Genomic DNA, 26,738 nt, shown 5'->3' on the forward strand with positions numbered 1-26,738 from the left:
TTCCCAGCCCCTTCAATGCGTGCCAAGGTACGTGCAAGAGGGGAACATCGTCATGAAACTTGGATTGCGATATGCCGCAAAAGCCCATCGTTTTCGACGCTCCTCAGCCCGAGCCTCGCGCACGCACAGTTGAGGCCCTGAAGGCCGAAATCCTCGAAAGGCTGACCTATTCGGTCGGCAAGGACCCCGCAGTCGCAAGGCCTCATGACTGGCTGACCGCCACGATTCTCGCAGTGCGCGAGCGCGTCATCGACGGCTGGATGGAATCCTCGCGCGAGACGTGGCGGACCGGCAACAAGCGGGTCTACTATCTCAGCCTCGAATTCCTCATCGGCCGCCTGATGCGGGACGCCTTCAGCAATATCGGGCTGATGGAACCGGTCCGCCAGGCGCTTGACGGGCTCAATGTCGACCTCAAGGAACTGATGGATCTCGAGCCGGATGCGGCACTGGGCAATGGGGGTCTCGGCCGGCTTGCGGCGTGCTTCCTTGAATCCATGTCGACGATCAAGATCCCGGCCTATGGCTACGGTATCCGCTATGCGCACGGGCTCTTCCGCCAGGAAATGAGCGAGGGCTGGCAGGTCGAGCTTCCAGAGGAATGGCTCGCCCATGGCAATCCTTGGGAATTCGAGCGGCGCGAGAGCAGCTACGAGATCGGGTTCGGCGGGCATGTCGAGCCGGTGCAGGAGCCCGACGGGTCGGTGCGGCACGAATGGCATCCATCCGAGCATCTCAACGCCGTCGCGTTCGATACCCCGATCGTCGGCTGGCGCGGGGCGCGGGTGAACACGCTGCGGCTCTGGAGCGCGCAGCCGATCGACCCGATCCTGCTCGACAAGTTCAACGAGGGCGACCACATCGGCGCGCTTGCCGAAAGCGCCAAGGCCGAGGCGATCACGCGCGTGCTCTATCCGGCCGACGCGACCCCGGCAGGGCAGGAGCTGCGCCTGCGCCAGGAGTTCTTCTTTTCCTCCGCCTCGCTTCAGGACATCGTGCGGCGGCACCTGCAGCAGTTCGGCGATCTCGGCTCTCTCCCCGACAAGGTCGCCATTCAGCTCAACGACACCCATCCCGCGATTTCCATCGCCGAGATGATGCGCATCCTGATGGACACGCACGGGCTGCGCTGGGCAGAAGCCTGGAAGCTGACCAAGGGTGTCTTCAGCTACACCAACCACACCCTCATGCCCGAAGCGCTCGAGAGCTGGCCGGTGGCCCTTCTCGAGCGGCTGCTGCCGCGCCACATGCAGATCATTTACGCGATCAATGCGGAGGTGCTGACCGAGGCGCGCACCGTCGCCGGCTTCAACGACGCGCAGATCGCCAACGTCTCGCTGATCGACGAGGGCGGGCAGCGGCGCGTCCGCATGGGGCAGCTGGCCTTCGTTGGCTCGCACGCCATCAACGGGGTTTCGGCGCTGCATACCGAGCTCATGAAGAAGACGGTCTTTGCGAACCTCAACACGCTTTACCCGGACCGGATCAGCAACAAGACCAATGGGGTGACGCCGCGTCGGTGGCTGCTGCAGTGCAATCCGGGGCTGACCCGGCTGATTACGGACCGGATCGGGCCTGCCTTCCAGGATGATATCGAGCGGCTCGCCGATCTCGAGGCGCATGCGGAGGATCCGAACTTCCAGGCGCAGTTCGCCAAGGTCAAGCATGCCAACAAGCAGGCGCTGGCGGCGCTGATCAAGGAGCGGCTGAACGTCACCGTTTCGCCCGACGCGCTCTTTGACGTGCAGATCAAGCGCATCCACGAGTACAAGCGGCAATTGCTCAACGTCATCGAAGCGGTCGCCCATTATTCGGCGATCCGCGCCCATCCGGAGCGCAACTGGGTGCCGCGGGTGAAGGTGTTCGCGGGCAAGGCGGCCCCGAGCTACTGGAATGCCAAGCTGATCATCAAACTGACCAACGACATTGCGCGGGTCATCAATAACGATCCGGCGGTCCGGGGACTCCTGAAGGTCGTGTTCCTGCCGAACTACAATGTGAGCCTCGCCGAGACGATCATCCCGGCCGCCGACCTCTCCGAGCAGATCTCGACGGCGGGCATGGAAGCCTCGGGCACCGGCAACATGAAGTTCGCGCTCAATGGCGCGCTCACCATCGGCACGCTCGACGGCGCCAATGTGGAGATGCGCGAAGCGGTCGGGCCGGAGAACATGTTCATCTTCGGGCTCACGGCCGAGGAAGTGGCCGAAAAGCGCAGCCGGAGCGAAGTGCCGCGTGGCGCGATCGACAATTCTCCGGCGCTCAAGGAAGCTCTCGAGATGATCTCCTCGGGCGTCTTCTCGCCTGACGATCCCAACCGGTATCGCGAACTGATCGGTGGGCTCTACGACCATGACTGGTTCATGGTGGCCCGCGACTTCGACACATATGCCGATGCGCAGCGCCAGGTCGACACGGTCTGGGCCGACCGTCGGCGGTGGAACGCCATGGCGATCCGAAATACCGCGCATATGGGCTGGTTCTCCTCGGATCGCACCATCGCGCAATATGCGGCCGAGATCTGGAACGTGCCGACGAGCAGGGGCGGGGCGTGACCACAGCGGGCTGGCAGGCGCCCCAGGGCGATGTCGAGGCGATCATTGCGGGGCGGCACGCCGATCCATTTTCCGTCCTCGGGCTCCATGAGAGTGCCGCGGGCTGGGTGGCGCGTGCCTTCATCCCCCACGCCGCGAGCGTCCATGCGTTCACGCGTGACGGCGAGGCACTGGGAGCGCTGACGCTCCGGGACGAGGCCGGGTTCTTCGAGGGTCTCGTCGCGGTTTCAGGGCGCCAGCCCATCCGCTATCGGGCCGAGAATGCGGGCGGTGCGTGGGACGTCTACGACCCATACAGCTTCGGTCCGGTGCTCGGCCCGCTCGACGATTATTATATCGGCGAAGGCAGCCATCTTCGGCTCTTCGATCGGCTGGGCGCACATGCCCGGACGTTTGAAGACGTTGAGGGCACAAGCTTTGCAGTCTGGGCGCCCAATGCGCGCCGGGTGAGCGTCGTCGGCCCGTTCAACGACTGGGACGGGCGCCGCAATCCGATGCGGCTGCGCCACGATACGGGCGTGTGGGAGGTCTTCGTGCCCGGCGTCGGGCCCGGGGCGCTCTATAAATTCGAACTCGTCGGCCCTGATGGGAGCCTCCTGCCGCTGAAGGCCGATCCGTTCGGCCGCCAGTCCGAGATGCGGCCGCGCACCGCCTCCGTCGTCGCCGATCCCACGCCCTTTGCCTGGAGCGACGGAGACTACATGGCTGCGCGGGCCGACCGGGATTGGCGACGGACGCCGATCAGCATTTATGAGGTGCATCTGGGCTCGTGGCGGCGGCGCGCGGATGGCAGCTTCATGAGCTACGACCAGCTCGCCGAACAGCTCGTCCCCTATGTGGCGGATCTGGGCTTCACCCACATCGAATTGCTGCCCATCACCGAGCATCCCTATGATCCGAGCTGGGGCTACCAGCCGGTGGGCCTCTACGCGCCGACGGCGCGCCATGGCGATCCGGCGGGGTTCAAGCGGTTCGTGGATGCCGCGCATGCCGCAGGGCTCGGGGTGATCCTCGACTGGGTGCCGGCGCATTTCCCGACGGACGCACACGGGCTTGCCCAGTTCGACGGCACGGCGCTCTACGAGCACCTGGACCCGCGCAAGGGCTATCACCCGGACTGGAATACGGCGATCTACAATTTCGGGCGCAAGGAGGTGGCGAGCTTCCTGCTCAACAACGCCCTCTACTGGCTAGAGGAATTCCACATCGACGGGCTGCGCGTGGATGCCGTGGCGTCCATGCTCTATCTCGACTATTCGCGTCAGCCCGGGCAGTGGGTGCCCAACCAGCATGGCGGCAACGAGAACCTCGAGGCGGTCGAGTTCCTGCGGCGCGTCAACACCGAAGTCTATCGGCTCCATCCGGGAGCGTTCACCATCGCCGAGGAATCCACCGCCTGGGGTGGGGTCAGCGCGCCGGTGCATGCGGGCGGTCTCGGCTTCGGGTTCAAGTGGAACATGGGCTTCATGAACGACACGCTGCGCTATATGGAGCGCGAGCCGGTTCATCGCCGCTATCACCACAACGACATGACCTTCGCTGCGCTCTATGCGTATTCGGAGAATTACGTGCTGCCGCTCAGCCATGACGAGGTGGTGCATGGCAAGGGTTCGCTGATCGCCAAGATGCGCGGCGACGACTGGCAGCAATTTGCCGGGCTTCGCGCCTATTACGGCTTCATGTGGGGCTGGCCGGGCAAGAAACTCCTGTTCATGGGCCAGGAATTCGCCCAGCGCGAGGAGTGGAGCGAGGCCAAGGGGCTCGATTGGTGGCTGCTCGACGCCGGCTGGCACGAGGGGATGCGCCGCCTCGTCGGCGACCTCAACGCGGCCTATCGCGACCTGCCGGCGCTTCACGCCCGCGACAACGAGCCCGAGGGCTTTGAATGGCTGATCGGCAACGACCAGGCCAATTCCGTCTTCGCCTGGGCGCGCCACGTGGAGGGGCATCCTCCCGTGGTGGTGATCTCCAACATGACCCCCGTCCCGCGGGAAGGGTACCGGGTGCCCATGCCGAAGGCGGGGCTCTGGAGTGAGCGGGTCAATACCGACGCCGAAGTCTATGGCGGCACCAATACGGGCAATCAGGGCAAGGTGGAGGCGCGGCCGGTTGCGGACGGGCACTGGCCCGCCGAAGCAAGCCTCTACATTCCACCGCTCGCAACGCTAATCTTGAAATACGATCCGGACTGAACGGATCGCCGGAGGAGGGCAGGACTATGGCCGACTATCGAAACCCATCGCCTCTGGCGCGCGATGCGATGGCGTATGTGCTCGCGGGAGGGCGCGGCACGCGCCTGATGGAGCTGACGGACCGCCGCGCAAAGCCGGCGGTCTATTTCGGAGGGAAGTCGCGCATCATCGACTTCGCGCTCTCCAATGCGCTGAACTCGGGCATCCGCCGCATATCGGTGGCGACGCAATATCAGGCGCACAGCCTGATCCGGCACCTGCAGCGGGGCTGGAACTTCCTTCGCACGGAGCGTAACGAAAGCTTCGACGTGCTTCCGGCAAGCCAGCGCGTCAAGGAAGACATGTGGTATGCCGGCACCGCCGATGCGGTCTACCAGAACATGGACATCATCGAGGATTACGGCCCGCGCTATCTCGTCATCCTCGCGGGCGACCACATCTACAAGATGGACTACGAAATCATGCTCCGCCAGCACGTGGATACGGGCGCGGACGTGACGGTGGGGTGCCTCGAGGTGCCGCGCATGGAAGCGACCGCTTTCGGCGTCATGCATGTCGACGGGCGCGACCGGATCATGGATTTCGTCGAAAAGCCGAAGGACCCGCCGGCCATCCCCGACAAGCCCGATACCGCGCTGGCGTCGATGGGTATCTATGTGTTCGAAACCAAGTTCCTCATGGAGCAGCTGCGCCGCGACGCAGCCACGGAGGGGTCCTCGCGCGATTTCGGCAAGGACATCATCCCCCATATCGTCAAGAACGGCACGGCATGGGCGCACCGGTTCACCCGCTCCTGCGTGCGCTCGGCCAATGAGGAGGTCTCCTACTGGCGCGACGTGGGCACGGTCGACGCCTACTGGAAAGCCAATATCGACCTCACCGACGTGACCCCCCAGCTCGATCTCTATGACCGGGACTGGCCGATCTGGACCTATGCCGAGATCACCCCGCCGGCAAAGTTCGTGCATGATATGGACGGGCGCAGGGGCTCGGCGGTTTCCTCCCTGGTGTCGGGCGACTGCATCGTCTCGGGCGGCATGCTGACGCGCACGCTCCTCTCGACGGGCTCGCGCGTCCATTCTTACTCCGAGCTCAGCGAAGCGGTGGTTCTGCCCTATTGCACGATCGGGCGGGGCGCGCGGCTGCGCAAGGTCGTCGTCGACCGCGGCGTCAACGTGCCGGACGGGCTGATCGTGGGCGAGGATCCCGAGTTCGACGCCAAATGGTTCCGCCGGACCGCGGACGGGGTCACGCTCGTGACCCAGTTGATGGTGGACAAGTACCTGTCCAGCCAATGACCGAAATCCTTTCGGTCGCGTCCGAGGTCTATCCGCTCGTCAAGACCGGCGGGCTAGCCGATGTCGTCGGGGCGTTACCGGGCGCCCTGTCGCCGCTCGGGCTTTCGGTGCGCACGCTGGTGCCGGGCTACCGGCCGGTCATGGGTGCGCTCGGGCGGACGCGGGAGGTGGCGCGGCTCGAAGACCTCTTCGGCGGTCCGGCCCGGATCCTCGCAGGCCATGCAGGCGGGCTCGACCTCATCGTCATCGATGCACCCCATCTCTACGATCGGCCGGGCAACCCCTATGTCGCGCCGGAGGGCGGGGACTGGCCGGACAACTGGCAGCGTTTCGCGGCGCTGAGCCGCGTCGGCGCTCTTCTGGGAGAGGGGCTGGTCGATGGTTACCAGCCGGACATTCTCCATGCCCATGACTGGCAGGCCGGCCTCGCCCCGGCCTTCGTGAAATACGGCGCCAATCCTCGCCTGCGCACGGTCATGACAGTTCACAACCTCGCTTTCCAGGGCCATTTCGGCGCGGACATCTTCGGGGCGCTCGGGCTGCCCGGGGAGGCCTGGGCCGAGAGCATCGAGTATTTCGGCGGTGTGGGGTTTCTCAAGGCCGGCCTTGCCACCGCTCACGCCGTCACCACCGTCAGCCCCACCTATGCCGCCGAAATCCGGACGCCGGCTTTCGGTATGTCGCTCGATGGCCTGCTGCAGGCACGGGCCCGCGACCTGCACGGTATCCTCAACGGCATCGACACCGATGAATGGGATCCCGCGACGGATCCTGCCCTTGTGCGCAGCTACGGACCGGCGACGCTGCATCGGCGCCGCACCAACAAGCGCGCGCTTGAAGAGCGGTTCGGGCTTGCCAATGACGAGGGTCCGCTGCTGGGCGTCGTGAGCCGGCTGACCTGGCAGAAGGGGATCGACCTGCTGCTCGCCGCGCTCGACGGGGTCGTTGCCCAGGGCGGGCGCCTCGGCGTCCTGGGGTCCGGGGATCCCGAGCTCGAGGAGGGTCTGCGCGCGGCCGCGGTGCGGCATCCGGGGCGGGTCGGCATCGTCACGGGTTATGACGAGACGCTCTCGCGGCTCGTGCAGGGTGGGGCCGACATGATGGTCGTGCCCTCCCGCTTCGAGCCCTGCGGGCTCACCCAGCTCTATGGGCTGCGCTATGGTTGCGTGCCGGTGGTGAGCCGCGTCGGCGGGCTCGCGGACACCATCATCGATGCGAACGAGGCGGCGCTCGACGCAGGTGTCGCAACGGGCATACAGTTTGCCCATTCGGATGCCGGGGCGCTGTCCGAGGGGCTGCGCCGGGCCATGGCGCTCCACGCCGAGCCGGCCGTGTGGACGAAGATCCAGCGGCGGGGGATGAAGTCGGACGTCTCCTGGGCCCGCAGTGCCCAAAAATATGCCGATCTCTACAAGAGCCTTCTGGGGCAGGACCAATGACCATCAAGACCATCGCCACCACGCCATTTGACGATCAGAAGCCGGGCACGTCCGGGCTGCGGAAGCGCGTGAGCGTGTTCGCCCAGCCCAATTATGTCGAGAACTTCGTGCAGGCGCTTTTCGACAGTCTCGAGGGCTTTGAGGGCAAGACGCTGGTGATCGGCGGCGACGGCCGGTATTTCAACGATGTCGCGATCCAGCGGGCGATCAAGATCGCCTCGGCCAATGGTTTCGGCCGCGTGCTGGTGGGCCGCGGCGGGATCTTGTCGACGCCCGGTGCGAGCCATGTGATCCGTCATCACGGCGCCTTCGGCGGGATCGTGCTGTCGGCAAGCCATAATCCGGGCGGGCCGGAGGGCGATTTCGGCATCAAGTACAATGTGGGCAATGGCGGCCCTGCGCCCGAGCGCATCACCGATGCCGTCTTCGCGCGCACCAAAGCGATCACCGCGTACCGCATCGCAGACGTGCCGGACGTGGATCTGGGCCAGGTTGGCATCCAGCAATCGGGCGACATGGTGGTCGAGATCATCGATCCGGTGGCCGACTATGCAGCGCTGATGGAGACGCTGTTCGATTTCGACGCGATCCGCGCGATGTTCGCGTCGGGCTTTTCCATGCGCTTCGATGCCATGCATGCGGTCACCGGCCCCTATGCCACCGAAATCATCGAGAAGCGGCTGGGTGCCCCGACGGGTACGGTCATCAATGGCACGCCGCTTCCGGATTTCGGGGGAGGGCATCCCGATCCGAACCTCGTCTACGCCAGGGATCTCTACGAGTTGATGATGGGCCCTGATGCGCCCGATTTCGGTGCGGCGTCCGATGGGGATGGAGATCGCAACCTCATCATCGGGCGCGGGCGGTTCGTCACCCCGTCCGACTCGCTCGCCATTCTCGCGGCCAACGCCCATCTGGCGCCTGGTTATGCCAGGGGGATCGCCGGCATAGCCCGCTCGATGCCGACGAGCGCCGCCGCCGACCGGGTGGCCGAAAAGCTCGGCATCGAGATGCACGAGACGCCGACGGGGTGGAAATTCTTCGGCAACCTGCTCGACGCCGGCCGGGTCACGATCTGCGGGGAGGAGAGCGCCGGCACCGGCTCCGACCATGTCCGCGAAAAGGACGGGCTCTGGGCCGTGCTCCTCTGGCTCAACATCCTCGCGGTCCGCAAGGAGGGTGTCGACGAAATCGTCAGGGGGCATTGGGCCGAGTACGGGCGGAACTACTACACCCGCCACGATTACGAGGAGGTCGATGCCGAGGCCGCCAATGCGCTCGTCGACGATCTGCGCGCGCGTCTGCCGGGGCTGGTCGGCCAGACGCTTGATGGTCGCGAAGTCGCTTATGCCGATGACTTCGCCTACACCGATCCTGTCGATGGGTCGACGAGCGCGAAACAGGGCATCCGCATCGGCTTTTCCGATGGTGCCCGGATCGTGCTGCGGCTCTCGGGCACCGGCACCGTGGGGGCGACGCTCAGGCTCTATCTCGAGCGCTACGAGCCGGCCGACGGCGATCACGAGCTCGAAACGCAGGCGGCGCTCGATGATCTGGTGCAGCTCGCCGACAGGCTCGTGGGGATCAGGCGCGGCACGGGTCGGGACGCGCCGAGCGTGATCACCTGACCGAGCGTGGCAGGATGACCCCGGTGCTGGTGCCCAGTGGTGGTTCGCCGGAGACGCTGGGCGCTACGGTGACCGCCGAGGGCGTGGTGTTTGCGGTCTATTCCGAGACCGCCGAGTGGATCGCCGTCTGCCTGTTCGACGCCGGGGACAGGGAGATCACGCGCTTCCGCCTCGACGGGCGCGAGGGCGCGGTCCATTTCGGGCTCGTAGGCGGGCTGGGCGCCGGCGCGCGCTACGGGCTCCGGGCAGACGGGCCATGGGCGCCCGAGCGCGGGCTCTGGTTCGATCCCGACAAGCTGCTCGTCGACCCCTATGCAAGGCGCGTGGACCGGGTGTTCCACCGGCAGGACAGCCTTGGCCGGCCGCGCGGATCGGGTGTCGATACCGCCCCTGACATGCCCAAGGCGATCGTGCCCGGCGAACCACGTGCAGCCGCAAATCCGATCATGTCTGCGCCAGGCCTCTTCTACGAGCTCAATGTCCGCGGCTACACGCTGCTGCACCCGGACGTGCCGCGTCCGCTACGGGGCACGATCGAAGGGTTGATGAGCGACGCGGTGGTCAAGCATCTGTCGCGCCTCGGTGTGACGACGGTGGAGCTCATGCCGGTTGCCGCCTGGATCGACGATGCGCATCTGCCGGCCCTGGGGCTCTCCAACGCGTGGGGCTATAATCCCGTCACCTATTTCGCCCCCGATCCGCGCCTCGCGCCGAGCGGCATGGCCGATGTCCGCGCGCTCACCGACCTCTACCGCGCCCATGGCATCGGGGTCATTCTCGACGTCGTCTACAACCATACCGGTGAGGGCGATGCCGAGACCGGGCTGACGCTCAGCCTGCGCGGGCTCGATGCGCCGACCTATTACCGGCACTTCGAGGCGGATGGGCGGCTGCGCCTCGTCAACGACACCGGCACGGGCAATACGCTGCGGTGTGACCATCCTGCGGTACAGAGGCTTGTCATCGAAAGCCTCAGATACTGGGTCGAGGAGGGTGGCGTTTCGGGCTTCCGCTTTGATCTGGCACCGATCCTGGGCCGCACGCCCGGTTTCGACCCCGAGGCGGAACTCCTGCGCATGTTGCGCGAGGATCCTGTGCTGAAGGCGGCCGTTCTCGTTGCCGAACCATGGGATCCGGGGCCGGGCGGCTACCAGCTCGGGCGGTTCGGGGAACCCTTCATGGAATGGAACGACCGGTATCGCGACGACGTCCGATCGTTCTGGCGCGGCGACGGGCGCATGCTCGGACGCTTCGCCACCCGGCTGGCGGGATCCGAGGATGTCTTTGGCGAGAGCGGGCGCGGTCCGGCTCACGGGGTCAATCTGATTGCGGTCCATGACGGGTTCACGTTGGCCGATCTCGTCAGCCATGCCAGCAAATGGAACATCCCCAATGGCGAGGACAACCGCGACGGGCACGACCACAATTTTTCCTGGAACGGCGGCGCGGAAGGCCGGACGGACGATCCCGACATTCTTGATCGACGTCGGGCGGACATGCGCGCTCTGCTCGCAACCTTGTTCGTCTCGCGTGGCACCCCGCTTCTCCAGCAGGGCGACGAGTTCGGGCGCACGCAGGCGGGGAACAACAATGCCTATGCCCAGGACAATGCCACGACCTGGGTGGACTGGGCCGGAGCAGACCATGGCCTGATCGGTTTCGTTGCCCGTCTCGTCGCCCTGCGCGCGGCCCATCCGGCGCTGCGGGCCGACCGTTTTCTTTCGCCCGAGGACGTGGACTGGCTGCGGCCCGGGGGCGGGCAGATGGCGGATGCCGATTGGAACGCCGGCGACGCCGACGTGCTGGGCATGTGTCTGCGCGAGGGCGCGGACGTCGTGCTCGTCTGGTTCAACCGCCGGCACATCGCGGTCGACGCCGAGCTCCCCCGAGGCGACTGGACGCTCGTCCTGTCATCGGCAGATGGCGGGGAGATCGCCCGGGGGCGTCTCATCCTCCCGCCGCGCTCGGTCAGCGTGCTGGTGCTGGCCGAAAGGGTTCAGGCGGCCGCGAAACCGATGTCGTCGTAAAGGTGCCGGGCCACTGCGTTTTCTTCTTCCACGCGCAGCGCCACCTGATCGACGCCGCGGGCCGAAAATGCCTGAAACGCCTCGGCGAGCAGCGCACTTGCAAGCCCCAGCCGCCGGTAGTCGGCATGCACGGCCAGTTCCCGGATGAAGCCCGAGCTCCGGCAGAGCGCGAACCCGACGATATGCCCCAGAGGGTCCTGCGCGATGAAGCAGAGCAGCGGGTCGAACTCCTCATCGCTGCGGATCGCGTCCCACCAGGCCAGAAAACCGGGCATGGACCGCCCCGCTTCCTCATAGCTCGCCGAAAGGAGGGCGTGGATCTCGCGCGGATCGGCATCGACGAGCGGCACGCGCACGATGCCTTCGGGCCAGACGGGTTCCGGCAACGCCCCGGAAACGTCGCGCCACATGAGAATTGAGCGCGTCATCTACTGCGCCGCCGCGGCAGGGGAGAGGCCGCCAGCCTTTTCGATGAAGGCGATGATCTCATCGAGGTTCTCCCGTCTCAGCATATCGGTGAAGACATAAGGGCGCCCTTCCCGCACCTTTTCGGTATCGGAACGCATGACATCGAGATTGGCCCCCACATAGGGGGCAAGATCGGTGTGGGTGACGACGAGCAGGTCGGATCGGGAAATCGCCGGACCGCCCTTGCGCGGGATCTTCTCGCCCTGCGCCACTGAGATCACGTAGATCGTCATGTCGGCGAGGTCCGGCGAAAAGGTCGCGGCGAGATTGTCGCCGCCCGATTCGATCAGCACGACGTCGAGGTCGGGGAAGGTGCGGTTAAGCTCGTCGATTGCAGCGAGGTTGAGCGAAGCATCCTCGCGGATCGCGGTATGCGGGCAGCCGCCGGTCTCGACCCCGACGATGCGATCTTCCGAGATCGCCTGCACGCGCGCGAGGATCAGCGCGTCTTCCTTGGTGTAGATGTCGTTGGTGACCACGGCCATCGAATAGCGCTCGCGTAGCGCTTTCAGCAGCATCTCGCAAAGCGTGGTCTTACCCGAGCCGACGGGCCCGCCAATGCCGATCCGCAGGGGACCATGAGCCGATTTCATAGGAGCCTCATCAATGCGAGAACGACAAAGCCGGTGCCGATGACGAGGCAGACCGGAGAATAGGTCTTGCGATCCAGCGTGCGGAACGGTTCGTTGGGCGTCCGCGCCTTCCACCCCTCCGTATAGCCCAGAACACCGCGTGCGAGAAAGACGATGCCGATGACCGCCCCGGTGAGGGTCAGCACCCAGCCGCCGCCATCATGGTCGGCGAGGGCCAGCGAGAGGACGCCGAGCGCAAGAGCAACGAGAAAGAGGAGGAAGCTCAGCGTTTTCGGCCACATCGCCGTCGCTCCGGGCGCTCCGCGCATAGTGGCGGCGAGCAGAGCGCGATCGCGGATCGGCCAGCTTGCACCGAACGACCATAGCAGTAGCGCCAGGGCCGCGGCGAGGAGGGGCACGAAGATCAGGGCGGCGACCAGCATGCTCATGAGCGGAACAGTCTCGTGGTTTCTGTCTCGTGGCGCATCTGCGCGATGTCGCTCGCGTAGGCGATCGTCCCGATATCGTCAAGGCGCGCGACTGCCGCAGCCTGGGCATGTTGGGCGATCGTCTGTTCCAGCCCAGCAAGGATGGCAAGGCCTTCGGTCTGCCCGAGCGGCACGAGCCGGAGCGCCACCGAAATCTGGCCATGGACGAGATTTGTGAGGAAGGCGAGGACGGTGTCTTCGATCCCGACGCCATGTGCCCCGGCAATCGCGCCGACGGCGACCGGGTAGGGACACGGGCGGGGTAGGGCCGACCCGTGCGGGCTCGGCCAGGCGGCGGCGGCGGCGATGAAGGCGTCGCCCATGGCGAGCATTTCGGCGCGGCGCTCAGCTGCAGGCGCGAATGCCAGGGCCAGATCGGCGATCTCGCGCAGGGCGTCGGCATCAGCGGATGACCGTGCCGCTTCGGCGAGGAGGATCGCATCAGTCCGCATGCCGCCATGGGCGAGATTGCCTTCGAGCCAGTTCCGCATGGAGCTGGAATCGCTTACGCGGCCTTCCGCAATCGCGGTCTCAAGGCCTGCCGACCAGGCAAAGCCGCCGATCGGGAAGGCAGGAGACAGCCAGACGAGCAGGCGCTGCAGCGCCGGGTGAGCGATCATCTGTTGAGCAGCGCGTGGCCGTGGTCGCCATGGCTGTGATAGGCGCCTTCCTCGGGCACGAAAGGACCGCTTATCTCGCTTACGGTCGCGCCGAGCCCGGCGAGCATGTCCCCGATAACCCGATCGCGCAGGATCAGGATGGCGGGGCCATCGGGGCCGTCAGCCTGGAGCTCGGCGCGCAGGTGCCGATTGCCCAGATGCCAGCAGAGCTGCATCACATGGCGCAGATCGCGTCCGGTGACGCGGTAGAGGGGTTCTTCTGCGGCAATGACTTCGATGAGCCGACCATCCTCGAGCACCAGCGCGCCTCCATGGGGCAGGGTGATGGTCGTCGGGAGGTCGACGAGTACTTCGCCGCCGCCCGCAAGCGTCAGCAGCTTGCGCCGCAGGCGCCGCTCGTCATGGGCGAGGCGGACATGATCGAAGGCCTTGGCCTCCGCAAGAGAGGGCCGGTGGGCAGTCGCGCGCAGCATCGGTATGGCTCCGTGCTCGAAAGGATCTCTGGGGTCAGGGCGTGCCGGAAAGTTCGAGGCAGCTCAGGGGCTCGGCCTCTTCCCCGGCGATTTCGTCATGCAGCGTCGCTTCGGCGCCCCGCGTCCACCACACATACTGGCCCGATGCATAGCGCGCGCCCGAAGCGGCGAGCACGTTGACGAAGACCAGCTTTTCCCCATCGACCGGCACGAAGGCGAGGAAGATCGGGTTGGCGTTGACGTATTCCACCGTGATCGGGTCGATGCCCTCGCACTCATAGGTCACGACGTTGCGCTCGGCGTCGCCCTGGAGCTCGAGCACGATCTGCATCGAGGTTTCGACCGCGAAGGCGGGGGGCGCGGCGAGCACAAGGCCGGCGGCGATGAGGGAGCGGATGGTCATCGGAAATCTCCTTGTCGGCGATGCGCAGAGGCTATCGGAAACGCCATGCGATCAGAACAGGAAATAACGCTGGGCCATCGGCAGTTCGGTCGCGGGCTCGCAGGTGAGCAATTCGCCATCGGCGCGCACCTCATAGGTTTCGGGGTCGACCTCGATCTCGGGCGTCGCCGAATTGTGGATCATCGAGGCCTTGCCGATGCCCCCCCGAGTATTTTCGACCGCCAGCATCTGCTTGGCGGTGCCCAGCCGGGCGGCGATGCCATCCTCGAGCGCAGCCTTCGAGACGAAGGTGACCGAGGAGTTGGTCAACAGTTTCCCATAGGCGCCGAACATGGGGCGGTAGTGCATGGGCTGCGGGGTGGGGATCGACGCGTTGGGGTCACCCATGGGCGCTGCAACAATCGAGCCACCGAGCAGAACCATTTCGGGCTTGACCCCGAAGAAGGCCGGGCTCCAGAGCACGAGATCGGCGCGCTTGCCCACTTCGATCGACCCGATATGGGCCGAAAGGCCGTGCGCGATTGCGGGGTTGATCGTGTATTTGGCGATGTAGCGGCGGACGCGGAAATTGTCGTTCTCGCCTTTCTCCTCGGCCAGACGCCCGCGCTGGCGCTTCATCTTGTCGGCGGTCTGCCAGGTGCGGATCAGCACCTCGCCGACGCGGCCCATGGCCTGGCTGTCTGAGGAAATGACGGAGAAGGCTCCGATATCGTGCAGGATGTCCTCGGCGGCGATGGTTTCCTTGCGGATGCGGCTTTCCGCAAAAGCCACGTCCTCCGGGATCGACTGGTCGAGATGGTGGCAGACCATGAGCATGTCGAGATGCTCGGCGATCGTGTTGCGCGTATAGGGGCGCGTCGGATTGGTCGAGGACGGGATGACGTTGGGCAGGCCCGCAACCTTGATGATGTCGGGCGCGTGCCCGCCACCGGCGCCCTCGGTGTGGAAGGCGTGGATGGTGCGGCCCGCGATCGCCGCGACGGTATCCTCGACGAAGCCGCTTTCGTTCAGCGTGTCGGTATGGATCATCACCTGCACGTCAAAGGCGTCGGCAACCGAAAGGCAGGTGTCTATGGCCGCGGGGGTCGTGCCCCAGTCCTCGTGAAGCTTGAGGCACGAGGCGCCGGCGCGCACCATTTCCTCGATCGGTGCGGCCCGGCTGGCATTGCCCTTGCCTGCCAGTGCCAGGTTCATCGGGAACGCGTCGAAGCTCTCGATCATCCGCCCGATATGCCATGCGCCGGTGCAGGTGGTGGCGAGCGTGCCGTGTGCCGGGCCGGAGCCGCCCCCGAGCATGGTCGTCACCCCGCTCATCAGCGCTTCTTCGATCTGCTGGGGGCAGATGAAATGAATATGCGCGTCCATGCCCCCGGCGGTGAGGATCTTGCCTTCCCCGGCGATCGCCTCGGTCGATGGGCCGATGATGATGGTGACGCCGGGCTGGGTATCCGGGTTTCCCGCCTTGCCGATGCCCGCAATGCGACCGTCCTTGAGCCCGATATCGGCCTTGTAGATGCCGGTGTGGTCGACGACGAGCGCGTTGGTGATGACGGTATCGACCGCGCCCTCGGCGCGCGTGCGCTGGGACTGGCCCATGCCGTCGCGGATCACCTTGCCGCCGCCGAACTTCACCTCTTCGCCATAGACGGTGAAATCCTTCTCCACCTCGATGAAGAGCTCGGTGTCGGCGAGCCGCACCCGGTCACCGGTGGTGGGGCCGTACATGTCGGCATAGGTGGCGCGGGATATGCGGGCGGGCATGGCTGGCTCCGGGTCAGTGGGTGGCAGGCTCGACGCTCTTGCCGTGCTTGCGATAGTTGAGGATGGTCGTTTCGATGATGCGGTCGAGCAGCTTCTCGCCCTCGCGCACATGCGGGTCGGTCTGGGTGCCGGCCACAATGGAGACCGCAATGGCCTGCAGCGCATAGGCTGGCTTGACCTGCCCGGCGGCGATGAACTCGTTGCCGCGCTTCTGCAGCGCCATGAGCACCGAATCATAGGCCTCGAGCGAAAGGTTCTGCTTCAGGGCCTTCCAGTCAGGTTGCTTGGCCTCTTCGAGCATTCGGTTCGCGATGCGGCCGAGCAGGTACATGGCCTCGCCATCCTCCTTGCCGCTCTTGAGATCGCGCATGACTTCGGCGAAGCGGGCCTTGAAGGCGAGTTCGGCGGGGGTCTGTTCGGGTTCGGTCATCGGGCGTCATTCCTCGTGATGGGCTTGGTCAGCCTATCAATACCAATCCCTCCGGCGAAGGAAGGGCGACTCCCCCCTTTGGCACAAGGCGAGGTCGGCTTGCCCGAGATTACGAGGCGCAACGCATCGGGTGAGCGTGCGTTGGCCATTCGGGCAATCACAGAAAAACAAGCCTCAAGAGGAGAACACCCATGAAGATCGCAACTGCACTCAGTCTCGCCACGCTGCTCGTCGCATCGACCGGAAGCATTGCGCTCGCGCAGGATGCGGGTGCGACGCCAGGCGCGGATGGCGCTGTCACGGCGGCGCCGGAAGCCGGCGCCACGATGGCTGCCGGGGCGAACGCCGAAGCCAGCTATGAAGGGCTGATCTCCGCTCTCGGCGGCGTGGCCAGCATCGATATCGGCATGATCACCTCGGAAACCGAAATCACCATCATCGGCATCTCGACCCTCGAAGGCGACGATAGCGGGCTCGATGCCGCCATGGCGGCCAATGCCGATGCCGGCACCGCGCTGCGCAGCGAGATCGAGGCGAATGCGGCGCTGATGAACGAGCTCGAAGCGGCCGGCCACACCGTGGACGAGGTGGTGGCCATCGCAACGCCCGACGGTGCTGCGATCGTCTATGTCGACGACCGCGCCTGACGGACGCTTATCCGGAAATAGACTATCGGGGCGAGGCGCAACTGCGTCTCGCCTTTCGTCATTGCCGGGCGTACGAGGCCTCACAGCTTCCCCATGATGCGCTGCTGGAAGCCGTAGACCATGCGATCGCCACCCAGTGGCACCAGCCGCACTTCGCGGGTTTGCCCGGGCTCGAACCGCACGGCGGTTCCCGCAGCGATATCGAGCCGCATCCCCCGGGCGCTTTCGCGCGTGAAGCGCAGGGCGTTGTTGGTCTCAAAGAAATGGTAGTGCGAGCCCACCTGGATCGGCCTGTCGCCGGTATTGGCAATTTCGATCGTTACGGCCTCGGCGCCCGCATTGATCTCGATTTCGCCTGACTGTGGAATCACTTCGCCGGGGATCATCGTCTATCTCCTCAATTGGACGGGCCTGCCGGTCGATCAGCGGATCGGCTGGTGGACGGTGACGAGCTTGGTGCCGTCGGGGAAGGTGGCTTCCACCTGCACATCGTGAATCATCTCGGCGATGCCCTCCATCACCTGTTGACGGGTGACGACATGGGCGCCCGCTTCCATGAGTTCGGCCACGGGCCGGCCATCGCGCGCGCCCTCGACGACGAAATCGGTGATCAGCGCGATCGCCTCGGGATGATTGAGCCGGACGCCGCGTTCGAGCCGCCGGCGCGCCACATTGGCGGCCATGGCGATGAGCAGCTTGTCCTTTTCACGGAGGGTGAGGTTCATCTGAACTCCTAGAGGTGCCAGAGGCGCGGAAGGCTTCCCGCGCCGGACATGATGGCGACAGTTGGCGCGATGATGCGGCGCAAGGCAAGCCCGGACGGGGCCAGCGCACGCAGGACGAGCTTTTCCCCGATAAGGCTTGCGGCCGCGCGTGCACCCGCGGGCAGTGCGGCACGCACGGGCTCGAGCCGTCGATCAGCGCCCGGCCCGATATAGACGAGGGTTGCAAAGGCGATGGCGCCATCCAGCAGCGAGAGCCCGTCCCGTTCGAGGGCGTCGGCAGACAGCAGCGTCGACTCCGCGTGCACGAGCCGCCCCTCACGCCGGATCCGCCAGCGATCGCGCAGATGGGCGTTGCGCGCGCCTTCGCCCATGGCCTCCCGCCCGAGCAGCACAGCCTCGAGCGCGCACACGCTCGCTCCGGGGGCCAGATCGATCTCGAGCGAGCGATCGAGCCGGGCATCCTCGAAGAGTATGGTCTCCTGCGGCAGCCAGTCGACATGTGCGTCCGCGCCGACGCTGATCCGGGTCCCGAGCGTCGCCACCGGGCCGGTGGAGCGATAGACACGCTCGCAGGCCTGCGTCGTCAGCACCATGCTTGCGCCGGCGTCAGCCTCCACACCCCACTGCACCGCGTCACCACCGCAGAGCCCGCCGGCCGTGTTGATCATCACCGCCTCGATGGCGCGGCCATGGGCATTGGGCAGGCGGATCTTGGCGCAGCCTTCCTGGTAGAGCGTGCGCAGCCGCGTCCGTCCGTCGCGCGGAGCAGCGGAGATGCGGCCTTCTCCACGGGCGCGCTGGTGGCGCGGGGGAAGAAGCGGTTCGCGGGGCAGGGCGACGGCCATGGTCAGACCATCAGATGGCGTCGCACCTCGGGCAGGTCGAGGTCGCTCGCCGGTCCGGAATGCTGAATTTCGCCGCGGTCCATCACGTAGATATCGTCGGCGATCTCGCGGCAGAAGTCGAGATATTGCTCCACCAGGAGGATGGTCATGCCCATGTCGTCGCGCAGGAACTGCAGCGCGCGGCCAATATCCTTGATGATCGAGGGCTGGATGCCTTCGGTCGGCTCGTCGAGCACCAGCACTTTTGGCCTCGTGACGAGCGCGCGGCCGATGGCGAGCTGCTGCTGCTGGCCGCCCGAGAGGTCGCCGCCGCGCCGTCCGAGCATGGATTTCAGCACCGGAAACAGCGTGAAGATGGTCTCCGGGATGTGCCGGTCGGCCCGCTTGAGCCCGGCATAGCCGGTTTCAAGGTTTTCCTTCACCGTCAATAGCGGGAAGATCTCGCGGCCCTGCGGCACATAACCGAGCCCCATCCGCGCGCGCTTGTAGGGCGGCGACTTCTTCAGCGCTTCGGCATCGAAGACGATGTCGCCCGCCGAGACCGAATTGATGCCGGTGATGGCGCGCAGCGTCGAGGACTTCCCAACGCCATTGCGCCCGAGCACGGCCGTAATACGGCCTGGGCGGCACTCGATGGTCACGTTGCGCAGCGCCTGGGCTGCGCCGTAATGCAGGTCGACGGCACGGATGGTGAGGGCGGTCATGATCGTACCGATGCAGGTTGGGCTACAGGTGAGGTGGACGTGAGGCGGGATCGCACTTTCATCGCCCCAGATAGCTCTCGATGACCTTCGGGTTGGCGCTCACCTGGTCGAGGCTGCCCTCGGCCAGCACCGAACCTTCGGCAAGGCACATCACGCGCGTGTCGAGATCGCGCACGAAGCTCATGTCGTGTTCGACCACGACGACGGAGCGGGTCCGGGCGATGTCCTTGAGGAGTTTTGCCGTCTCCACCGTCTCGCTGTCGGTCATGCCCGCGACCGGTTCGTCGACGAGGAGAAGCTTGGGGTCCTGCGCGAGCAGCATGCCGATCTCGAGCCATTGCTTCTGGCCATGGCTGAGATCTGCAGCCAGATCGTTCTTGCGCGCGGTCAAGCGGACGGTTTCGAGGATCTCATCGAGCCGGGCGCGGTCGGACGCATCCATGGCGTAAAAGAGCGTCGCCAGCACGTTGCGGGGCTTTTTGAGCGCCAGCTCGAGATTGTCCCATACGGTCTGGTTCTCGAACACGGTCGGCTTCTGGAATTTTCGCCCGATGCCCAGATTGGCGATGGCGGCCTCATCGAGCTGGGTGAGATCGGTGCGGCCGTCGAAAAGCACTTCGCCGTCATCGGGACGGGTCTTGCCGGTGATGATGTCCATCATCGTTGTCTTGCCCGCGCCATTGGGTCCGATGATGGCGAGCATTTCGGCCGGATAGACGATGATCGAGAGCCCGTTCAGCGCCCTGAAGCCGTCGAACGATACCGAGACGCCGTCGAGATAGAGCATGGTGTCGGTTTTGTCGGCCATGATCTACTCCGCGGGCTTGGGCTGGGGGTCGGCTGCGACGAGCGGCCGGTCGGCACTGGCGCCCGTGTCGCGCGGGGTCGTGTTGTCGCGACGCGGGCCGCGGGCCTGGCGCCACCATTGCGCGAAGGTGCCGACGATCCCCTTGGGCAGGAAGATGGTGACGAAGATGAAGAGTCCGCCCAGCGCAAAGAGCCAGAGATCGGGCAGGGCGCCGGTGAAATAGGACTTGCCCATATTGACCAGCACCGCCCCGATGATCGGGCCGACGATCGTGCCGCGTCCGCCGACGGCGGTCCAGATAACGACTTCGATGGAGTTGGCCGGCTCGAATTCGCCGGGATTGATGATGCCGACCTGCGGCACGTAGAGCGCCCCGGCAATCCCGGCCATGATCGCGGAAACGGTGAAGGCGAAAAGCTTCACATATTCGACGCGATAGCCGAGGAAGCGCGTGCGGCTCTCGGCATCGCGGATGGCGGCCATCACCTTGCCGAGCTTGGAATTGACGATCATCGAGCAGACGATGACCGAAAGGGCAAGCGTGACGGCGGTCGCCGCAAAGAGCGCCGAGCGCGTGCTCGCGGCCTGGATCGGGAAGCCGAGGATCTCCTTGAAGTCGGTGAGCCCGTTATTGCCGCCGAAGCCCATGTCGTTGCGGAAGAAGGCGAGCAGCAGTGCGAAGGTCATCGCCTGCGTCATGATCGAGAGATAGACCCCGGTGACGCGGCTGCGGAAGGCGAGGAAGCCGAAGACGAAGGCGAGGATGCCCGGCACCAGCACAACCATGATCATGGCGAACCAGAACTGGTCGAACCCCTGCCAGTACCAGGGCAGCTCCCGCCAGTTGAGGAAGACCATGAAGTCCGGCAGGGTCGGGTTGGCATAGACCCCCCGGTCCCCGATCTGGCGCATCAGGTACATGCCCATCGCGTAGCCGCCGAGCGCGAAGAAGGCGCCGTGGCCGAGCGAGAGAATGCCGCAATAGCCCCAGACCAGGTCGAGCGCGAGCGCCAGGATCGCGTAGCAGAGATATTTGCCGAAGAGCGTGACGATATAGGCCGGCACATGGAAGGGCTGCCCGGGCGGGATCAGGAGATTGCCCGCCGGGATGGCGATGGCGATGACCAGAAGGATGCCGACGAGCCAGATCGCCTTCTTGTCGAGCGCGCGGAGGATGGCCTGGGTGATCATTGTTCGACGGCCCTGCCCTTGAGCGCGAAGAGGCCGCGCGGCCTGCGCTGGATGAAGAGGATGATGAGGACGAGGATGAGGATCTTGGCCAGCACCGCGCCCGCATAGGGTTCGAGGAACTTGTTGGCGATGCCGAGCGTCATTGCGCCCACCAGCGTCCCCCAGAGGTTGCCGACCCCGCCGAACACCACCACCATGAAGCTGTCGATGATGTAGCCCTGTCCCAGGTTGGGCGAGACGTTGTCGATCTGGCTCAGTGCCACGCCGGCAAGTCCGGCAATGCCCGAGCCGAGCCCGAAGGTCATGGCATCGACGAAGGGCGTGCGGATGCCCATGGCCGAGGCCATGCGCCGGTTCTGCGTCACCGCCCGCATCTGCAGCCCCAGCGCGGTGCGTTTGAGCACCAGCAACAGCGCAACGAAGACGACGATCGCAAAGACCACGATCCAGAGCCGGCTCCAGGTGATGGTCAGGCCGCCGAGTTCGAAGGCGCCCGACATCCAGGAAGGGTTGGAGACCATCTTGTTGGTCGGCCCGAAGATCGAGCGCACGGCCTGCTGGAGGATCAGCGAGATGCCCCAGGTCGCGAGCAGGGTTTCGAGCGGGCGACCGTAGAGCAGCCGGATCACCCCGCGCTCGATGCAGATGCCGACGAGCGCCGTCACGAGAAACGCGAGCGGCAGCGCGATGGCGAGCGAATAGTCGAAGAGCCCGGGCGCAGACTGCCGGATCACCTCCTGCACGACGAAGGTCGTGTAGGCGCCCAGCATCACCATCTCGCCATGGGCCATGTTGATGACGCCCATGACACCAAAGGTGATGGCAAGCCCGATCGCGGCAAGGAGCAGGACAGAGCCGAGCGAGATGCCGAACCACACGTTCTGCGCGGCGCCCCAGACGGCGCGGTCGCGCTCGATGCCGGCAATCGAGGCTTCGATCGAGGGCCGAAGCTCCTCGGGGGCGGTTGAGAGGGCGGCGTTGAGGATGGTCGCGGCCTCGCGGCCGGCGGACTGTGCGACCACGGGGATGGCGGCGCGCTTCTCCTCGAGGCTCGCGTCGGGCATGCCCAGAATGGTGACGGCACGGGCCGCATTCATCATCCGGCGGACCGCATCGTCGGTTTCCTCGGCGATGGCTTCCTCGAGCAGCGGCAGATTGTCGGGGCTTCGCGCCGCAAGCATGGAGCGGGCGGCGCTCATGCGGGTCGCGGTATTGGGGCTCATCAGCGTCAAGCCGCCGAGCGCGGTGCCGATGTCGCGCCTCAGGCTGTTGTTGACGCGGATGCGGGAGAGGTCGGTGTCGCCGACCGGGGCGATTTCCTCTTCGGAGACAGGATCGTACATGCGGTTGCGCTGCATGATGACGACGGCGCCCGTCTCGTCATTGACGTAGAGATTGCCGGCGGCCAGCGCTTCGAGAGACGGCGTCACCGACGGATCGCCTGTCGCCGCGAGATCGGAAACGATCGCCTGCAGTTCGCGCAGGCTCGCTTCGCCCATGGCCCGGACGAGCGCGCCGATATCGGCCCCGCCATCCTGGGCGCGCGATGGCGCAGTGGCGAGCAGGCCGCAGGCGAGCGCCAGGGCGAGCATCAGCAGTTGGAGAGGGCGAAATCGCATCGGCGGCTGTTTCCCAGTGACGCTATTGGGGAAGGGCAGGGGCGGCGTGCCGCCCCTGCTGGCTCGGGAGGAGCTCTGTGATCAGGGCGTGACGGTCGAACCGCCGCAGGTCTGGGTCTGCGTGTTGTAGTTGCCGCAATTGATCGGGGCGGTCCAATCGGCCTCGAGAACGGCGGATTCGGGCAGGAAGTCGCTCCAGGCGTCGCCCGGAACGAGATCCTCGGTCTCCCACACGACGAAGAACTGGCCGTCGTCCTGGATTTCGCCGATCAGCACGGGCTTGGTGATGTGGTGGTTGGGGAGCATGGTCGCGACGCCGCCGGTGAGGTTCGGGACTTCCACGCCGACGATGGCGTCGATGACCGCATCGGGGTCGGTGGTGCCGGCCGCTTCGACTGCGGCGACCCACATGTTGAAGCCGATATAGTGGGCTTCCATCGGGTCATTGGTCACCCGGTCGGTCGAGCCGATGAAGCTCTGCCAGGCCTCGATGAACTCCGCATTCTCCGGAGTGTCGACGGACATGAAGTAGTTCCAGGCCGCCAGGTGCCCGACGAGCGGGGTGGTGTCGAAGCCCGAGAGCTCTTCCTCGCCCACCGAGAAGGCAACGACCGGGATGTCCTCGGCCGCGACGCCCTGGTTGGCGAGTTCGCGGTAGAAGGGCACGTTCGCGTCGCCATTGATGGTGGAAACGACGGCGGTCTTCTTGCCTTCCGAGCCGAAGGCAACGATGTCGGAGACGATGGTCTGCCAGTCGGAATGGCCGAACGGGGTGTAGTTGATCAGGATGTCTTCCTGCGCGATGCCGGCATCGAGCAGGTACTGCTCGAGGATCAGATTGGTCGTCTGGGGATAGACATAGTCGGTACCCGCGAGCACCCAGCGTTCCACGCCCTCTTCATCCATCAGATAGTCGACGGCGGGGATGGCCTGCTGGTTGGGCGAGGCGCCGGTGTAGAAGACATTGCGCTGGCTCTCCTCGCCCTCGTACTGGACGGGGTAGAAGAGCAGGGAATTCAGTTCCTCGAAGACCGGCAGCACGGACTTGCGGCAGACCGAGGTCCAGCAGCCGAAGACGGCATCGACTTCGTCGACCTCGATCAGGCGACGCGCCAGTTCAGCAGCCAGCGGCCAGTCCGAAGCGGTGTCGACCACCACCGGCTCGATCTGGCGCCCGAGAATGCCGCCCTTGGCGTTCTGCTGCTCGATGAGCATCAGCATCACGTCGCGCAGCGTGGTTTCCGAGATCGCCATCGTCCCCGACAGCGAATGCAGGATGCCGACCTTGATCGGCCCCTCGTCCTGCGCGAATGCGGGCACGGCAGAAAGCGCCCCCATCGTCATTGCCACCCCGAGGCCCAGGCGGGCCAGATTGCGGTGTACTCCTGTCATATTTACCTCCGACAGTTCGTTGTTTGCACCGCCGGGAGAATTGCAAAGCCCATGCCAGTGCTTGGGCGCCATCGTTAATCGCTTGATTCAAATGGGAAGTATGTGGGCGCGTACAGAAGGAGTGGGCCAGCTCGGTTGCAGCGTCAGCAGTCATTCTGATTACGTGATGAGCAGTTCGAACGAGCGCTGCCGAAAACTTAGGCGACGCGCCTGTCTCGCAGAAGCGGTTTCGCGACGCCTGTGCGCATGCTAGATCGAAATTCCGGATTTCGATCCGGCAGAGCGTGTTTGCACCAACACCTCGGCCCCGCGTCGCCAGTCGACGCGGGGTTTGTCGTTTCTGGCGATTGGAACGGCGCGATGCAGGCCCCGATCACAAATGGCGTTTGTGATCGGAACACCCGGAACCGTTCCGCGCAACCTCCCGTTAACCCCCCGAACCAGCACGGTTCACCATGAAAAAGCGTCGAATTACAAAGCGTCGAACAATAAGAAGTCTATACGGAGAAGAATAATGAAGACGACTAGTGGCATTTCGATCGCAGCACTTATGGTTGCACTCGTTGCAACGCCCGCTCTGGCCCAGAATAACTCGGGCGGACTTGGTGGGGTGCTCAACGATGTGACGGGTACGGTCAGCGACACCGTCAATGACGTGACAACCGGTGTGACGGGTGGCGACATCGGCACCACCGTGAGCGACACCGTCGGCGGCATCACCGGTAGTGGCAATGTGGACGGCGGCAATGTCGGTGGGGACACCGCGGTCGGAGATGTGGGCAATGTCGGCGGCGTGTCTGACATCGGCAGCTTCGGCGATTTCCTCAACAACCTCAACGCAGGCAATCTCGACAACAGCGTCGGCGACATCTCCGGCATCCGCGGCGTCCGCCTTGTCGACGTCGGGAGCGCCTTCAATGATTTTGATGCCAATGCGCTCAACGACTCCCTCAATGGGAACGCCAGCAACATTACGGCGCTTCAGGACAGCATTAACGGCAACGAGACGCTGAGCAATTTGCTCAACTCCAACAATGTCGACGTGTCGGACGTGATTGCCGTCCACAATTCGCAGGACGGAAACCTGACGATCTACACGAGCGACCGTTCGTAACCAATTCTCTGCCCTCGGGCAGATCAGGGTTCGGTAGAGGTCAAAAGGGCTGACGCTCCCTTTTGGTCGACACCGGGAGGCGCGGAACTTCGGTTCCGCGCCTTTTTTTGTGCCTGAAATGCTATGTACGAACACGTACAAAAACATGTTCGGACATATATGTAGCATTGCCGTCTAATGCTCTGAAAATTCAATTTCAATCTATCTCGAGTCCAACAATTTTCGTTACGTAACGGTTTGTACTGTGTAGAAGAGCAAGAACCCTTTCACGTCTGTCGTGCGTTGCTTTGCATGCAGCGTAATCATGCTGTGCAGTGACGCTAAGACAGGAGAGGCATAATGAAGCGCTCAAGAACGATGCTAGTGGCGATGCTGATGGCAGCGACGGCCTTTGCGGCCGGTCCGGCTTCGGCACAATTGATCAGTAATGGTGGCTCGGGAGGATTGGTGAACCTGGGCGGGGATGGTGGTGTCGTCAATCTCGGCGGTAGCGGCGGTGCCGTGAATGTCGGTGGTTCAGGCGGCGGAACGGTAGATGTGCTGCCCAATAGTGGCGGCGGCAGTGGTGGTGGGTCCAATCCGATCGCCAATGTCGATCTGAATGTAGGCGGTTCGGGCGGAGGTGGGTCCGGCGGTGGATCGTTGCTCAACGGCAATGTGCGCGTCGGCGGCGATGCGCTCGTCGATGGCGATGTGCGTGTTCTCAATCGCGGCAACAGAAGTGTAGGGCGCGTCGATCTCGGCGTCCTCCGCGGCGATCAGCTTTTGAACCTCGAGGTCAGTCTCGGCCTCGGCGGGCTGCGCGGCCCCGGTGGTCCTGGCGGCCCTGGTGGACCCGGCGGCCCGGGCGGCCCCGGTGGTCCTGGTGGTCCCGGCGTCGGTGGTGGCGGTGGCGGCGGTGGCGGCTTCATGCCCGGCGCGGTGGCGTGCCGCGGCGAGGATGGGCAGCGCCTCGTCAACATCATCGCGGCGTCCAGCCTCAGCCGCAATACGCTCAACGGATGGGCCCGGGCCCGCGATGTTCAGCTCGTCCCGGTTCGCGTCTGTCGCGACGTGAAGAACCGCGTGCAGGCCTCGGTTTCGGGCCAGCTCGGCCAGCTTCACGCCGCAGTGGCGTCCGACCCGCTGATCTCGGCCTATCTCAGCCGCAGCGGTCAGAATGCGAGCAATGTGTTCGCCGTGCAGCAGCAGGGCAATCAGCTGGTGGTCTACACCTACTGATCGGGCCGACAGACGAAAAAGGCGCGGGCTCTGTCCCGCGCCTTTTGCTTGGATACGTGTTGTGCAGAAAGGCGCCTTGTTCGTGAGCATGGCGCATACAGATTGTGCATATCTCCGT

The 26,738-nt window shown here is 65.1% G+C and carries 25 protein-coding genes; 9 read left to right on the forward strand and 16 right to left on the reverse strand.

Going from position 1 to position 26,738, the window contains the following annotated elements; translation table 11 throughout:
• The first annotated feature begins 71 nt into the window (after positions 1–71).
• Genes EMQ25_RS03705 through glgX form a run of 6 tightly spaced genes read left to right on the forward strand, consistent with a single transcriptional unit; the run spans position 72 to position 11,139 of the window.
• Positions 72–2,555 carry a glycogen/starch/alpha-glucan phosphorylase gene (locus EMQ25_RS03705; RefSeq protein WP_127187188.1) on the forward strand — a complete coding sequence of 828 codons (2,484 nt, stop codon included), beginning with the start codon at positions 72–74 and terminating at the stop codon, positions 2,553–2,555.
• Positions 2,552–4,747 (forward strand): 1,4-alpha-glucan branching protein GlgB, encoded by a 2,196-nt coding sequence (gene glgB, locus EMQ25_RS03710; RefSeq protein WP_127187189.1) that lies wholly within the window; start codon positions 2,552–2,554, stop codon positions 4,745–4,747. Before EMQ25_RS03705 ends, glgB begins: the two co-directional genes overlap by 4 nt.
• A 26-nt stretch (positions 4,748–4,773) precedes the next feature.
• Positions 4,774–6,045 carry a glucose-1-phosphate adenylyltransferase gene (gene glgC / locus EMQ25_RS03715; RefSeq protein WP_127187190.1) on the forward strand — a complete coding sequence of 424 codons (1,272 nt, stop codon included), beginning with the start codon at positions 4,774–4,776 and terminating at the stop codon, positions 6,043–6,045.
• On the forward strand, positions 6,042–7,484 hold the full coding sequence (gene glgA, locus EMQ25_RS03720; protein WP_127187191.1) for a glycogen synthase GlgA: 1,443 nt from the start codon (positions 6,042–6,044) through the stop codon (positions 7,482–7,484). The genes glgC and glgA overlap by 4 nt, the downstream gene beginning before the upstream one ends.
• Positions 7,481–9,112, forward strand: coding sequence for an alpha-D-glucose phosphate-specific phosphoglucomutase (locus EMQ25_RS03725; protein ID WP_127187192.1), 1,632 nt, complete (start codon positions 7,481–7,483; stop codon positions 9,110–9,112). The genes glgA and EMQ25_RS03725 overlap by 4 nt, the downstream gene beginning before the upstream one ends.
• Positions 9,113–9,126: 14 nt before the next feature.
• On the forward strand, positions 9,127–11,139 hold the full coding sequence (gene glgX, locus EMQ25_RS03730) for a glycogen debranching protein GlgX (protein ID WP_127187193.1): 2,013 nt from the start codon (positions 9,127–9,129) through the stop codon (positions 11,137–11,139).
• Here the strand turns inward: glgX and EMQ25_RS03735 are convergent.
• From EMQ25_RS03735 to EMQ25_RS03770, 8 genes are read right to left on the reverse strand one after another with little or no spacing between them, the layout of a single operon-like run.
• Positions 11,109–11,567 carry a GNAT family N-acetyltransferase gene (locus tag EMQ25_RS03735; protein WP_127187194.1) on the reverse strand — a complete coding sequence of 153 codons (459 nt, stop codon included), beginning with the start codon at positions 11,565–11,567 and terminating at the stop codon, positions 11,109–11,111. The two genes, glgX and EMQ25_RS03735, sit on opposite strands and share 31 nt — an antisense overlap.
• Positions 11,568–12,200 carry an urease accessory protein UreG gene (ureG, locus tag EMQ25_RS03740; RefSeq protein WP_127187195.1) on the reverse strand — a complete coding sequence of 211 codons (633 nt, stop codon included), beginning with the start codon at positions 12,198–12,200 and terminating at the stop codon, positions 11,568–11,570.
• Positions 12,197–12,628 carry a DUF3995 domain-containing protein gene (locus tag EMQ25_RS03745; protein ID WP_127187196.1) on the reverse strand — a complete coding sequence of 144 codons (432 nt, stop codon included), beginning with the start codon at positions 12,626–12,628 and terminating at the stop codon, positions 12,197–12,199. Before EMQ25_RS03745 ends, ureG begins: the two co-directional genes overlap by 4 nt.
• A complete protein-coding gene (locus EMQ25_RS03750; protein WP_127187197.1) occupies positions 12,625–13,287 on the reverse strand; it encodes an urease accessory protein UreF in 663 nt (220 codons plus the stop codon). The genes EMQ25_RS03745 and EMQ25_RS03750 overlap by 4 nt, the downstream gene beginning before the upstream one ends.
• A complete protein-coding gene (locus EMQ25_RS03755) occupies positions 13,284–13,760 on the reverse strand; it encodes an urease accessory protein UreE (protein ID WP_127187198.1) in 477 nt (158 codons plus the stop codon). The genes EMQ25_RS03750 and EMQ25_RS03755 overlap by 4 nt, the downstream gene beginning before the upstream one ends.
• Positions 13,761–13,794: 34 nt before the next feature.
• Complete coding sequence (locus tag EMQ25_RS03760; protein WP_127187199.1) at positions 13,795–14,163, reverse strand: MliC family protein; 369 nt, start codon at positions 14,161–14,163, stop codon at positions 13,795–13,797.
• A gap of 51 nt (positions 14,164–14,214) precedes the next feature.
• Positions 14,215–15,924, reverse strand: coding sequence for an urease subunit alpha (ureC, locus tag EMQ25_RS03765; RefSeq protein WP_127187200.1), 1,710 nt, complete (start codon positions 15,922–15,924; stop codon positions 14,215–14,217).
• A gap of 13 nt (positions 15,925–15,937) precedes the next feature.
• A complete protein-coding gene (locus EMQ25_RS03770; protein ID WP_127187201.1) occupies positions 15,938–16,354 on the reverse strand; it encodes a hypothetical protein in 417 nt (138 codons plus the stop codon).
• A 191-nt stretch (positions 16,355–16,545) separates the two neighbouring features.
• On the opposite strand from EMQ25_RS03770, the gene EMQ25_RS03775 reads away from it, so the two are divergent.
• A complete protein-coding gene (locus EMQ25_RS03775) occupies positions 16,546–17,001 on the forward strand; it encodes a hypothetical protein (RefSeq protein WP_127187202.1) in 456 nt (151 codons plus the stop codon).
• Between the two features lie 80 nt (positions 17,002–17,081).
• Here the strand turns inward: EMQ25_RS03775 and EMQ25_RS03780 are convergent, their stop codons facing one another.
• From EMQ25_RS03780 to urtA, 8 genes are all read right to left on the reverse strand, one after another.
• Positions 17,082–17,387: an urease subunit beta gene (locus EMQ25_RS03780; RefSeq protein ID WP_127187203.1), complete on the reverse strand. Its 306-nt coding sequence runs from the start codon at positions 17,385–17,387 to the stop codon at positions 17,082–17,084.
• A 36-nt stretch (positions 17,388–17,423) separates the two neighbouring features.
• Positions 17,424–17,726, reverse strand: coding sequence for an urease subunit gamma (locus EMQ25_RS03785; protein ID WP_127187204.1), 303 nt, complete (start codon positions 17,724–17,726; stop codon positions 17,424–17,426).
• Positions 17,727–17,734: 8 nt separating this feature from the next.
• Complete coding sequence (locus tag EMQ25_RS03790) at positions 17,735–18,571, reverse strand: urease accessory protein UreD (RefSeq protein ID WP_127187205.1); 837 nt, start codon at positions 18,569–18,571, stop codon at positions 17,735–17,737.
• A 2-nt stretch (positions 18,572–18,573) separates the two neighbouring features.
• Positions 18,574–19,275 carry an urea ABC transporter ATP-binding subunit UrtE gene (gene urtE / locus EMQ25_RS03795; protein WP_127187206.1) on the reverse strand — a complete coding sequence of 234 codons (702 nt, stop codon included), beginning with the start codon at positions 19,273–19,275 and terminating at the stop codon, positions 18,574–18,576.
• A gap of 58 nt (positions 19,276–19,333) precedes the next feature.
• The gene (gene urtD, locus EMQ25_RS03800; protein ID WP_127187207.1) at positions 19,334–20,083 is read right to left on the reverse strand and encodes an urea ABC transporter ATP-binding protein UrtD; all 750 of its coding nucleotides are present in this window, start codon (positions 20,081–20,083) and stop codon (positions 19,334–19,336) included.
• 3 nt (positions 20,084–20,086) lie between these two features.
• Positions 20,087–21,274: an urea ABC transporter permease subunit UrtC gene (gene urtC / locus EMQ25_RS03805; protein WP_127187208.1), complete on the reverse strand. Its 1,188-nt coding sequence runs from the start codon at positions 21,272–21,274 to the stop codon at positions 20,087–20,089.
• Positions 21,271–22,893: an urea ABC transporter permease subunit UrtB gene (gene urtB / locus EMQ25_RS03810; RefSeq protein ID WP_127187209.1), complete on the reverse strand. Its 1,623-nt coding sequence runs from the start codon at positions 22,891–22,893 to the stop codon at positions 21,271–21,273. The genes urtC and urtB overlap by 4 nt, the downstream gene beginning before the upstream one ends.
• Before the next feature lie 81 nt (positions 22,894–22,974).
• Positions 22,975–24,285 (reverse strand): urea ABC transporter substrate-binding protein, encoded by a 1,311-nt coding sequence (gene urtA, locus EMQ25_RS03815; protein ID WP_127187210.1) that lies wholly within the window; start codon positions 24,283–24,285, stop codon positions 22,975–22,977.
• A gap of 514 nt (positions 24,286–24,799) precedes the next feature.
• Here urtA and EMQ25_RS03820 point away from each other — a divergent pair.
• Together EMQ25_RS03820 and EMQ25_RS17970 are read left to right on the forward strand one after the other, a co-directional pair.
• Positions 24,800–25,399, forward strand: coding sequence for a hypothetical protein (locus EMQ25_RS03820; protein WP_127187211.1), 600 nt, complete (start codon positions 24,800–24,802; stop codon positions 25,397–25,399).
• A gap of 339 nt (positions 25,400–25,738) precedes the next feature.
• Positions 25,739–26,620 carry a hypothetical protein gene (locus tag EMQ25_RS17970; protein ID WP_158625946.1) on the forward strand — a complete coding sequence of 294 codons (882 nt, stop codon included), beginning with the start codon at positions 25,739–25,741 and terminating at the stop codon, positions 26,618–26,620.
• Positions 26,621–26,738 lie beyond the last annotated feature (118 nt).

The sequence above is a fragment of the Arsenicitalea aurantiaca genome (assembly GCF_003994485.1).
Lineage (GTDB): Bacteria > Pseudomonadota > Alphaproteobacteria > Rhizobiales > Devosiaceae > Arsenicitalea > Arsenicitalea aurantiaca.

Coding starts and splice junctions, on each gene's coding strand:
- EMQ25_RS03705 (WP_127187188.1), top strand. CDS start 72: ATGCCGCAAAAGCCCATCGTTTTCGACGCTCCTCAGCCCGAGCCTCGC.
- glgC (WP_127187190.1), top strand. CDS start 4,774: ATGGCCGACTATCGAAACCCATCGCCTCTGGCGCGCGATGCGATGGCG.
- glgA (WP_127187191.1), top strand. CDS start 6,042: ATGACCGAAATCCTTTCGGTCGCGTCCGAGGTCTATCCGCTCGTCAAG.
- EMQ25_RS03725 (WP_127187192.1), top strand. CDS start 7,481: ATGACCATCAAGACCATCGCCACCACGCCATTTGACGATCAGAAGCCG.
- glgX (WP_127187193.1), top strand. CDS start 9,127: ATGACCCCGGTGCTGGTGCCCAGTGGTGGTTCGCCGGAGACGCTGGGC.
- EMQ25_RS03735 (WP_127187194.1), bottom strand. CDS start 11,567: ATGACGCGCTCAATTCTCATGTGGCGCGACGTTTCCGGGGCGTTGCCG.
- ureG (WP_127187195.1), bottom strand. CDS start 12,200: ATGAAATCGGCTCATGGTCCCCTGCGGATCGGCATTGGCGGGCCCGTC.
- EMQ25_RS03745 (WP_127187196.1), bottom strand. CDS start 12,628: ATGAGCATGCTGGTCGCCGCCCTGATCTTCGTGCCCCTCCTCGCCGCG.
- EMQ25_RS03750 (WP_127187197.1), bottom strand. CDS start 13,287: ATGATCGCTCACCCGGCGCTGCAGCGCCTGCTCGTCTGGCTGTCTCCT.
- EMQ25_RS03755 (WP_127187198.1), bottom strand. CDS start 13,760: ATGCTGCGCGCGACTGCCCACCGGCCCTCTCTTGCGGAGGCCAAGGCC.
- EMQ25_RS03760 (WP_127187199.1), bottom strand. CDS start 14,163: ATGACCATCCGCTCCCTCATCGCCGCCGGCCTTGTGCTCGCCGCGCCC.
- ureC (WP_127187200.1), bottom strand. CDS start 15,924: ATGCCCGCCCGCATATCCCGCGCCACCTATGCCGACATGTACGGCCCC.
- EMQ25_RS03770 (WP_127187201.1), bottom strand. CDS start 16,354: ATGACCGAACCCGAACAGACCCCCGCCGAACTCGCCTTCAAGGCCCGC.
- EMQ25_RS03775 (WP_127187202.1), top strand. CDS start 16,546: ATGAAGATCGCAACTGCACTCAGTCTCGCCACGCTGCTCGTCGCATCG.
- EMQ25_RS03780 (WP_127187203.1), bottom strand. CDS start 17,387: ATGATCCCCGGCGAAGTGATTCCACAGTCAGGCGAAATCGAGATCAAT.
- EMQ25_RS03785 (WP_127187204.1), bottom strand. CDS start 17,726: ATGAACCTCACCCTCCGTGAAAAGGACAAGCTGCTCATCGCCATGGCC.
- EMQ25_RS03790 (WP_127187205.1), bottom strand. CDS start 18,571: ATGGCCGTCGCCCTGCCCCGCGAACCGCTTCTTCCCCCGCGCCACCAG.
- urtE (WP_127187206.1), bottom strand. CDS start 19,275: ATGACCGCCCTCACCATCCGTGCCGTCGACCTGCATTACGGCGCAGCC.
- urtD (WP_127187207.1), bottom strand. CDS start 20,083: ATGGCCGACAAAACCGACACCATGCTCTATCTCGACGGCGTCTCGGTA.
- urtC (WP_127187208.1), bottom strand. CDS start 21,274: ATGATCACCCAGGCCATCCTCCGCGCGCTCGACAAGAAGGCGATCTGG.
- urtB (WP_127187209.1), bottom strand. CDS start 22,893: ATGCGATTTCGCCCTCTCCAACTGCTGATGCTCGCCCTGGCGCTCGCC.
- urtA (WP_127187210.1), bottom strand. CDS start 24,285: ATGACAGGAGTACACCGCAATCTGGCCCGCCTGGGCCTCGGGGTGGCA.
- EMQ25_RS03820 (WP_127187211.1), top strand. CDS start 24,800: ATGAAGACGACTAGTGGCATTTCGATCGCAGCACTTATGGTTGCACTC.
- EMQ25_RS17970 (WP_158625946.1), top strand. CDS start 25,739: ATGAAGCGCTCAAGAACGATGCTAGTGGCGATGCTGATGGCAGCGACG.